General features: G+C 53.4%; 9 protein-coding genes. 5 read left to right on the top strand and 4 right to left on the bottom strand.

All coding sequences use genetic code 11. The annotated features are described in order from the left end of the window. Window positions 1-94 precede the first annotated feature (94 nt). The 4 genes from ACRDD5_RS12055 to deoC form a co-directional block, all read right to left on the bottom strand. The gene (locus ACRDD5_RS12055) at window positions 95-1,045 is read right to left on the bottom strand and encodes an aldo/keto reductase (RefSeq protein WP_438676890.1); all 951 of its coding nucleotides are present in this window, start codon (window positions 1,043-1,045) and stop codon (window positions 95-97) included. 88 nt (window positions 1,046-1,133) lie between these two features. Then, window positions 1,134-1,634, bottom strand: coding sequence for an RbsD/FucU domain-containing protein (locus ACRDD5_RS12060; RefSeq protein ID WP_271284477.1), 501 nt, complete (start codon window positions 1,632-1,634; stop codon window positions 1,134-1,136). A 2-nt stretch (window positions 1,635-1,636) separates the two neighbouring features. Then, complete coding sequence (locus tag ACRDD5_RS12065; protein WP_438676891.1) at window positions 1,637-2,566, bottom strand: ribokinase; 930 nt, start codon at window positions 2,564-2,566, stop codon at window positions 1,637-1,639. Between the two features lie 79 nt (window positions 2,567-2,645). Then, entirely contained in the window at window positions 2,646-3,347 is a 702-nt protein-coding gene (gene deoC / locus ACRDD5_RS12070) for a deoxyribose-phosphate aldolase (RefSeq protein WP_271284475.1), read from the bottom strand. 242 nt (window positions 3,348-3,589) lie between these two features. Between deoC and ACRDD5_RS12075 the strand changes: the two genes are divergently transcribed. From ACRDD5_RS12075 to ACRDD5_RS12095, 5 genes are all read left to right on the top strand, one after another. Then, entirely contained in the window at window positions 3,590-4,495 is a 906-nt protein-coding gene (locus tag ACRDD5_RS12075; RefSeq protein WP_438676892.1) for an AraC family transcriptional regulator, read from the top strand. Window positions 4,496-4,833: 338 nt separating this feature from the next. Further along, window positions 4,834-6,063: a sensor histidine kinase gene (locus ACRDD5_RS12080; RefSeq protein WP_438676893.1), complete on the top strand. Its 1,230-nt coding sequence runs from the start codon at window positions 4,834-4,836 to the stop codon at window positions 6,061-6,063. Window positions 6,064-6,080: 17 nt separating this feature from the next. Further along, window positions 6,081-7,145, top strand: coding sequence for a response regulator transcription factor (locus ACRDD5_RS12085; protein ID WP_438676894.1), 1,065 nt, complete (start codon window positions 6,081-6,083; stop codon window positions 7,143-7,145). A 119-nt stretch (window positions 7,146-7,264) separates the two neighbouring features. Beyond that, entirely contained in the window at window positions 7,265-8,416 is a 1,152-nt protein-coding gene (metK, locus tag ACRDD5_RS12090; protein WP_438676895.1) for a methionine adenosyltransferase, read from the top strand. Window positions 8,417-8,463: 47 nt separating this feature from the next. Beyond that, window positions 8,464-8,937 (top strand): BMC domain-containing protein, encoded by a 474-nt coding sequence (locus ACRDD5_RS12095; RefSeq protein WP_438676896.1) that lies wholly within the window; start codon window positions 8,464-8,466, stop codon window positions 8,935-8,937. The last annotated feature ends 599 nt before the right edge of the window (window positions 8,938-9,536 follow it).

The following is a 9,536-nucleotide window of genomic DNA, read 5'->3' on the forward strand; positions in this document are numbered from 1 at the left end:
GGCAGTTGCGGGCTATTGAGCGCAGGCACCGCATTCAGCCAGTCGTAGCGCAGTACCCGGGGATCCCACAGATGAAGATGGCTGTCGAGAGGCTTCATTTTTGCGCTTTTCCCCCGTTACCTGGCCGACTGTCCCAGCCAATATTGAGAACCGGGGCCATCAGCGCATCAATGCGCTGCAGCAGTCCCTCATCCAGCGGCTGCGCGCTCCAGCGTACGTTGTCGAGCATATTTTGCTGGCTAGCGGTACCTATCACGGTGCTGGCGATCCCTTGTTCTGCGGCGGTCGTCAGCGCAAACTGCAGCGCCACCTGCGAAATATTGACCCCTTCACGATCGCACAGGGCCGAGACTGCACGGCAGATAGCCTGCACCTCCTGATGCGCCGGGTGCCACGCCGGTGCACCGTGGCGGGTGAGTAACCCCATTGACAGCGGCGACGCGTTTAACACTCCCGTTCCTGCCTGGTTGAGGCGTTTCGCCACCTCACCTAAGCGGCGATCCTGTAAGGTCCAGGTACAGTACGCCATCACGGTATCGACGCTCTGCTCCACAGCCAGTTTCTCCAACAGCGCAAGGTCGTAGCCGGTGATACCGAGATGACGCACCACCCCCTGCTCTTGCAGCGCCCTCAGCGTCGGCAGAGCTTCATCCACCAACTGGTTGAGATCGCCGTACTCAACATCGTGGCACTGAATCACGTCGATATAATCCGTGCCCAGACGTGCCAGGCTGGCGTCGATGCTGCGTAACGTGGCCTCCCGGGAGAAATCCCACTGGCTGTCCCCGTAGCGGCCAACTTTGGTCGCGAGGCTATAACTCTGGCGTGGCACGCCCCTGAGGGCGATACCGAGTGCGCTTTCCGCCCTGGTTAAGCCGTAATACGGCGCGACATCAAAATAGTTAACGCCGTGCTCAAGCGCGGTGGCGACGGTTTCATTCGCCTGCTGCTGCGAGACAGGATGGTAAATACTCCCCAGCGACGCCGCGCCCATCGCCAGCACCGGCACCTGGATGCCCGTGCGTCCCAATGCCACTGTTTTCATGGTCTCTGTTCCTTGGTCATTGATTAGGGAATATCGCGGTGGAGCGTTTTAGCGATCGCCAGCCGGTAATTTTCATGCTTCTTCCCTGTTAGCGCAGTTCTGGAACAACGTTGTCACGGATACGCTGGCGTCTGGCCACATAGGCCGGAAGCGGCTGCACGCCGGATTGTTCGGTAAACCAGGCAAACGGGTCGGTGCTTGCCACCAGCGCAAAGTTGGCCCACGGGTTGAAGGAGCCCGAGCGGATCACCACTTTTGCCCGGTGGGCAATGTCGTGACACAGGGTTTCGTGGCTGGCGGTGTGAAACTCCGCCCCGGAACCGGTGTAGATAGACTGCACGTCGCGATACAGCTGGGGATGGCAATCGCGCACTTCGCTGGCAAAATGGACCTCTTCGGCAAAGATCTCCCGGCGCAACACGCGCAGGATTTCAAGGACGTCGACCGTCCCGGGCCAGAATCCCAGATCGATGCGTTTTGCCTGCGGGGGGATGGGAAAACCCGCGTCCGTCACTAAGACGATGTCGGTGTGGCCAAGGGTGGCTAAAGCGGCGGCGAGTTCAGGGTGTAAGATTCTGTCGGGTCTCATGTTTATTCCTCTGCAAGGTTCATGCTTTTCATAAAGGCGTCGACATCACTGCGACAGTGATACGAGGGGACGGTTTCCCAGTCCGTACAGCAGAGTGCGGCCGTCGCATTGGCTAACAGCACGGCTTCCGCGATCGGCTTGCCTTCATCAAGGGCGACGGCCAGTGCGGCGTTAAAGCTGTCGCCCGCGCCGTTGCTGTCGACCACATCGACCTTACAGGGTGGGATTTCCTGCGTGTCGTGCTGGCTGAAGACCGCAGATCCCGCCTCACCGAGGGTCATCACCACGTACTGGCAACCCGTTTCGAGCAGCAGATCGGCAATTTCGCGGTTACTGCGCCCATCATCCGGGGCCAGCCCCAGCGCCACGCGGGCTTCGGTTTCATTCGGGGTCAGATAGTCGATGGCGCTCAGGTCGATGCCGCGTAAATTGCGCGCAGGCGCCGGGTTAAGAATGGTGGTTTTCCCCAGCGCTTTGGCTTTTCGCAGGCCGTAGAGCGCGGTATCGAGCGGGATTTCAAGCTGCGCGAGCGCCACATTGCACTCCCGGATATGCGCCAACGCGCTATCCACCAGCGCGGGGGTAAAGAGCTTATTGGCTCCCATATCCACCACGATAATATTGCGCGCCTCGTTATCTTTGACGATCAGTCCCGCTCCGGTAGGCAACGCGTTGGTGAGCGTCAGCGCCCGAATATCAACCCCTTCCTGCTGCATCAGGCTGACAAATTCATGTCCGAAGGCGTCATCGCCGACCACGCCAGCGTAAGCGACATCCGCGCCAAGGCGGGCGGCCTGGACCGCCATATCTGACCCTTTTCCGCCCCAGGTCTGACGAAAATCGCGGCCAATCAGGGTTTCCCCGGCGAGGGGGATACGGTCGGTTGTCATAACCAGCGCTTTCGCGTAGCTACCGAGAATAAATACGCTCATCACATTCTCCGTTCACTGTGCTGTTTGTTTTCATTGCGGGACGAAGTGCCGTCAACGCACTGCCGACGGCATCCGTCAATCAGTAAGCGTTGATGTCGCCTGTCAGGCCTTTCACCAGTTCAGGGCCTGAGCTGGTGCCCACGAGCTCCGCTCCCGCGATGAACATCTCTTTCATTTTTTCCAACGTGTTGACTTTACCGGAAACTTTTACCCGGCAAGGTGCCTGAATATTGGCTTTGAGAAGTCGAACATCTTCTGCCGTTGCCGCGCATCCCCCTTTGCCCCAGCCGCTGGATTGTTTCACCCAATCAATACCGGCTTCGTACGCATAACGGGTGGCTTTGATTTTCATCGCCTCTTCGGTGATAAACCCGAACTCCAGCATCGCCTTCACTTTCATCCCCAGATCGTGGGCAATGTGAGTGACCTCTTTCAGCTCGTTGAAGTAGCGGTCATCCATGCCCCCCAGCAGGAAGCCCGGGTTTGGCGGGAAGTCGAACTCATCCGCGCCCTCTTTGGCCAGTTCACGCACCACGGCGACTTTCATTGCCGTGGTGTCGTTGGCCTGCGGGAAGTTAACGGTGGTCGCCACACGCACGCCGCTGCCTTTCAGAACGTCCTTCGCCACAGAGACCCAGCAGGGGGCGATCATCGCGGCGTCAAACTGATACTCCATGCAAATGTTCAGGTGCTGAATCAGCCCTTCATAGGTCAAATCTGCGTTGACGTTAGTGAACTGGATGGCTTTGGCGACCTGGCGGGGATCATTGAAATCAATCATCTACATCTACTCCTGTTGGCTACGTTTATGCATTTCACTGTAGGCAGCCTCAACAAAAAGTGTGATAGCCAGGATTCCCGGCAATATGGACAGAATTTCCACGTCAATAAAGTTGTGAGCATGTTCAAAAATCTACCGCTGCTCTGGCGACAGAACATGTCTTTTTCCCCTTGCCATGCTTTGATGAATCAAGGGTCAGCGGCATTTTCTTGCTCAAATCGGAATCAGGTATGGATAAGCGGGTGCAACAAACACAGGTTCTGGCGAACTGGTATCGGGAATCAGACAAGTTTTCGACGTTAATGAACTACCAGATCCTGCGCGCGGGACATATTCGAACAGCCGAGAACTTCCGTGTCCGACGCCAGTCGGTGGTGGGGCATGAACTGATTTTTTGCCTGAACGGCAGCGGCTTTGTGCGGCTGGAAAACACCCTTTATGAGGTGCAGGCCGGGTGTCTGGTCTGGCTGCCCGTCCGCTGGCCGCACGAGCACTACCCGAACAAAAACGATCCCTGGGAGATATTATGGCTGCGCATTGATAGCGCAAAGCTAAGCAATATCATGCAGATACTGGATGTTTCTCAGAACCCTGTTTTTCAGTTCGATAACCCTGGGAAGATCACTGAGATTTATCACCATATCTTCAGCCTGATGCAGAGCCACACCTTAGTGACGGATGCCCAGTGCGACGAACTCTGCGCCCGACTGATCTGCACCCTGCTGGAGAACCGTAGCGCCGAGGCGACAAAATCCCCGGTGATTACCCATCGCGGGCTGGGACGACTGATTTACCAGATCCACAGCCACTACAGCGACGACTGGGACATTGAGAAATTTATGCAGCACTGCCAGGTGAGCAAGTCCCAGCTGTTCCGTCTGTTTCAGACCACCTTTAACCAAAGCCCACTGAAATGGCTGAAGAACTATCGTCTGTCACAGGCGCGTCGACTGCTGGTTGAAACCCAGGAGACGATAGGTCGCATCTCGGGCCAGGTGGGGTATAACGATCCCCTGCATTTTTCCCGTGATTTTCATCGCGCGGTAGGATTATCCCCCAGCGAGTTTCGCCGCCGGGAGCAGCGGTTGGACTGGGAGCAAACCCAGGTGGAGCGCCTGGAGAAAGAGAGTGCGGAGGGTAAAGGATAAGGCGACGTCCACAGCGCTAATTATTACCCGGAGTGGGTTAAAAAAGGATGTTCTCGAACAGAATATCCCTATTGCCCATCAAATATAAAAACCTTTCTCAAGCGTATTATCGATTCACCTAAAAATAACCCCTAATACAAATATCCCAAATTGTTATTAAGATTAATCTAATGTTCTGGTAATTTGGGCTTTTCGTTACATTGAGATAACATTATCGACATGGAATTAACATGAATCTTAATTCCTTTTTTATTGTCGTGACCCATTTCAATATTTTTTTGCATCAAATCGTTTACTTTTGAATATGCAATATTGCTCTACCAATGCAGGCTGAACGAATGGTAAATAAATACAAACTACATGAGTTTTTGGATGTACAACGTCTTCAGACCCTGCAGGATAACTTTTCAAAATCGATGATGATCGCGCTGGTGGTGGTGGATGAAAATGGCGTTCCCGTCACCAAACCCAGTGGTTTTTCGGACTTCTGCGCACGCTCTCGCCTCAACCCTACGCTGACCCATCACTGCTATGAAAGCGACAAAGCCGGCGGGCGTGCGGCGATGCATGCCCGGGAACCGGTGGTGTACCGCTGCTACTGCGGTTTTGTGGAATTTGCCGTCCCTATCATGATTAACGATCATTACCTCGGTGCATTTATTTCCGGGCAGGTCAAGGTGGAAGAGGAAAAAGAGCGCAGTATTCCCTATATTCTTAATAACAATGAGATCTGGGAAGAAAATCCATGGTTGATTAATTTGCATCAAAATACGCGAAGAATGAACTATGAACGTTTTGAATCCACTGCCTCTACGCTATTACACGTTTCTTCATACCTGGTGGAACAGGCACACGCCAATAATATTCAACGTGAGTTGCGTAAAAAAGATCTCGAGCTGACCAATGAACTAAGAATGCGCGTTGAAATTGAGCGTTCGTTACATGAAGCAGAATTCAAAGCACTCTCTTATCAGATTAACCCGCATTTTTTATTCAACGTATTAAATACCATAGGCCGTCTGGCGTTTCTTGAAGATGCCCAGCGCACCGAAACCATGGTGCACGATTTTTCCGACATGATGCGCTATCTCTTACGCAAAAATAACCGTGGACTGATTACGCTGCGCAATGAAATGAATTACGTGAACAGTTACATGTCGATACAGAAAGTGCGGATGAGCGACCGCTTCGATTATCTGTACGACATCCCCGAAAAGTATCTGGATGTGGTCTGCCCATTTTTGATCCTGCAACCTCTGGTGGAGAACTTCTTCAATTACGTGGTTGAGCCGCGCGACACCAGCAGTCATCTATTGATCCGCGCCACCGATGACGGCCAGGATGTGATTATCGAGGTCACAGATAACGGCGACGGCATCTCGGGGGAGGCTATCGACCAGATTTTATCAGGCGATCAAAATCTCCAAAAAGGCAGCATCGGCATTAACAACATAAAAAATAGATTAAAGCTGTTATTTGGTGAGAGCTACGGCCTGGAAATCATGAGCGCCAACAAGCCCAGGATGGGTACAACCATTAAACTTCGGTTCCCAATGCTGGAAGCCTGATAGCAGGAAGAGGACATATGTTTAACATTGTTATCGTTGAAGATGAGCCCATCGAGCTTGAATCACTGAAACGGATAATTTCCCAGTGCGTGGAAAATGCCGTCATTCACGAAGCCTCCACGGGCAAAAAAGCCATTCAGTTGATCGACCAATGTAACCACATCGATATGATCTTCGTGGATATTAATATCCCGCTGCCAAATGGCAATCAGGTTATTGAATACCTTAGGAAAAAATGCACTGACACCAAAGTTATCGTCACGACAGCGAATGATGATTTCAATATCGTGCGCAGCATGTATAACCTCAAAGTGAGTGATTACCTGCTGAAGCCGGTGAAAAAAAGCATTCTCATCGACACCATCAAAAAAACGCTTGAGGTGAACGAAGACGACAACGAAAAATCCCGGGCGCTAAAGCAAAAAGTGTTCACCATGATCGACGAATGCAGCTATGCCCCGTGGCACAGTCTTATTTTCGACATTATTAACGGCGCGTGTCATATCGACAGGCATAACGAGGACAAACGCAAAGAGGTTATCGATTTCCTGGAAGTCGTCAGTCAGTATACGACCGTGCAGGGCGAAAAATTAGCGCCTACACAGCGTAAAGTCACCGCCATGATAAAAGACATCAATCAGTACGGGGTCATGGACAGCCGTTATTTTCGGGTTATGATCGGCCTGCTGACCATTAGCGAAGAGCTGTTTGATTATGCATTTAAAAGCTATACCGGCAATATCGATTTTATTGAGCGGGCAAAATTTCACATTGAAAAAAACATCCTCAGAAATCTGACTCTGGACGACGTTGCGGCGAAATCGTTCGTCAGTTCCTGCTACCTGAGCCGGGCGTTCAAGAAAATCACCGGTATCGGATTCTCGAATTATATCGCCACGCGCAAAATCACTATCGCCAAATCGCTGCTGCAGTTTAGCGACATGAAGGTCAATACCATTGCGCTGGAACTGGCCTATCAGGACTCCAACTACTTCTGCAGGATCTTCAAAAAAGAGACCGGCATGGCGCCCTCTGATTACCGGAAAATCGTTACACCGGAGGAGTCCGCAGCCCTGGCGTAATTTTGCGCTTGCCTGCAAATGAAAACAAAATAGTCCAACACACCCGCAAGATAGTTTACGCCCCCGTGTCTGGTTGGCCCCTAAGATAGGAATAAAATTTCCAGACAAGTGGCCTCGCTTTGAACGATTACCTGTTTACCTCCGAATCCGTTGCCGAAGGGCATCCGGACAAAATGGCCGACCAGATTTCCGATGCGATTCTGGATGCCATTCTCCTGCAGGACCCTTGGGGCAAAGTGGCCTGCGAATGCCTGGTCAAAACCGGTGTCGCTATCGTCGCAGGTGAAATCTCTACCCATGCCACGGTAGATATCGAGCAGATCGTCCGCAACACCATTAAAGAGATAGGCTACGATCATTCCCGGCTGGGCTTTGACGGCAATACCTGTGGCGTACTGAATATTCTCGGCAAACAGTCCAGCAATATTGCTGACGGTATTCGCGGTGGCTCTCCAGAAGCGCTGGGCGCCGGCGATCAGGGCATCACCTTTGGCTACGCCTGCGATGAAACACCACAACGGATGCCCGCCACGCTGGTTTACGCCCATCGCCTCATGGAACGTCAGGCACAGTTGCGTAAGTCGCAACGGCTGCCATTTTTACTGCCCGATGCCAAAAGCCAGGTCACCCTGCGCTATCAGGATAACCAGGTGCATTCTGTGGATACCCTGGTGGTGTCTACTCAGCACAGCCCGGATATTTCAATGGCGACACTGCGTGAAGCCGTTATCGAAGAGATCATTAAACCGGTTATGCCATCACATTGGCTCACCCCAAACACCCGTTTTCTGGTCAATCCAGCCGGGCCCTTTGTGATTGGCGGCCCGGTGGGCGATTGCGGTTTAACCGGGCGCAAAATCATCGTCGACACCTATGGCGGCGCGGCCCGTCACGGCGGTGGCGCATTTTCCGGTAAAGATCCGTCGAAGGTTGATCGTTCTGCCGCCTACGCCGCCCGTTACGTGGCGAAAAATATAGTCGCTGCCGGCCTCGCGTCGCGCTGTGAAATCCAGCTCGGCTGGGCCATCGGCCTGCCCCACCCCGTTTCCGTCAGGATCAACACCTTTGGCACGCAAAACGTGCCAGCGGACGTGTTGCAACAGGCGGTTAACCGTCATTTTGATCTCAGCGTCTACGGCATCATCAGCATGCTTGACCTGCTGGTCCCTCGCTATCGTAAAACGGCCTGCTACGGCCACTTTGGTCGCGACAGCTTTCCGTGGGAACGCACGGATAAAGCGGCGCTATTACGCGAAGACGTCGGTCAATAAGCCGACGCGCGCGCAGCACAATGTGAATTTATCTACAGGAGAAGAGTATGTCCGGGCAAAGTTTAGGCTTGATCGAAACCGTCGGAATGGCTGCGGCGGTGGAAGCCGCGGATGCCGCCATGAAATCCGCTAACGTCAGCCTGGTGGGCTATGAGCTCACCAAAGGCGGCGGGATGGTCACGGTGAAACTGGAAGGCGAAATTGGCGCGATGAATGCCGCCGTGGCGGCAGCCATCAGCGCAGCCAGCCGGGTAGGGAACGTTTACGCCCACAAAGTTATCGCTCGTACCGCTCAGAATATTGAGCATATCATTCACTCCAGAGAGACGGTCGGCGTCGTCCAGCCAGAGCCTGAAACACCCGCGCCTGTGGCCGCACAGCAGGTTGAAGAAGCACCCGCCCAGACTATCCCGGTGCTGCAGATAGATACATCTCACAGCGCATCCTGCATGGATATCGCTGATGAAACGCCGCAAGATCCTATGAAGAAAGGGCCACGTCCAGGCCCGAAGAAAAAATAACGCGACCGGAAGTCAAAAAGCCGCACTGAATATTCGTTCAGCGCGGCTTTTTTTATTCTGCGCAAAACAAAAAAACCAGCAGGCATCACCCACTAATGCTGGTCAGTTAAGCAAAATCACGCTTTTTTATTCGTTATTTTACTTATTACAAAGCCCTTTGAGGAAAAGGTGGAACCGTTCCGTTCACTCTTAATCCTCTGCTTCCTGTCTGATGCGCTGCGGTGAACGTGTAAAGGGGGCCGCCGCCCCCTTTACAATCCCGGCTCCCGGCACAGAAAATCGCCGCTGCGCGGATTATTCGCCCCATCCCTGGGGCTCACCCCTTCGGGGCCAGCGCAAGCGCTGTTAAAAATTGCTCCCGGCAATTTTGTCTTCAGCTTATTCCCTTCGGCTTCGGGTCGGGCGTGATCCTACATCCATGTAGGTCACGCCCTCTCGGCGCATCCCTGCGCCTCGCCCTGGCCTGCGGTCAACGCCTCAGCGATTTTCAGCCGGACTTACGCTCCCTCCACCTTCTCAGCGGTCTGAATGGGGCACGGGTGTTGAGTCCCCGCTGAAATCGGCGAACCGGAGACCGGATGACAAGGGCTGGACGCCAG

Origin of the sequence: Silvania sp., assembly GCF_051656365.1 — a bacterium.
Classification (GTDB): Bacteria; Pseudomonadota; Gammaproteobacteria; order Enterobacterales; family Enterobacteriaceae; genus Enterobacter; species Enterobacter hatchlandensis.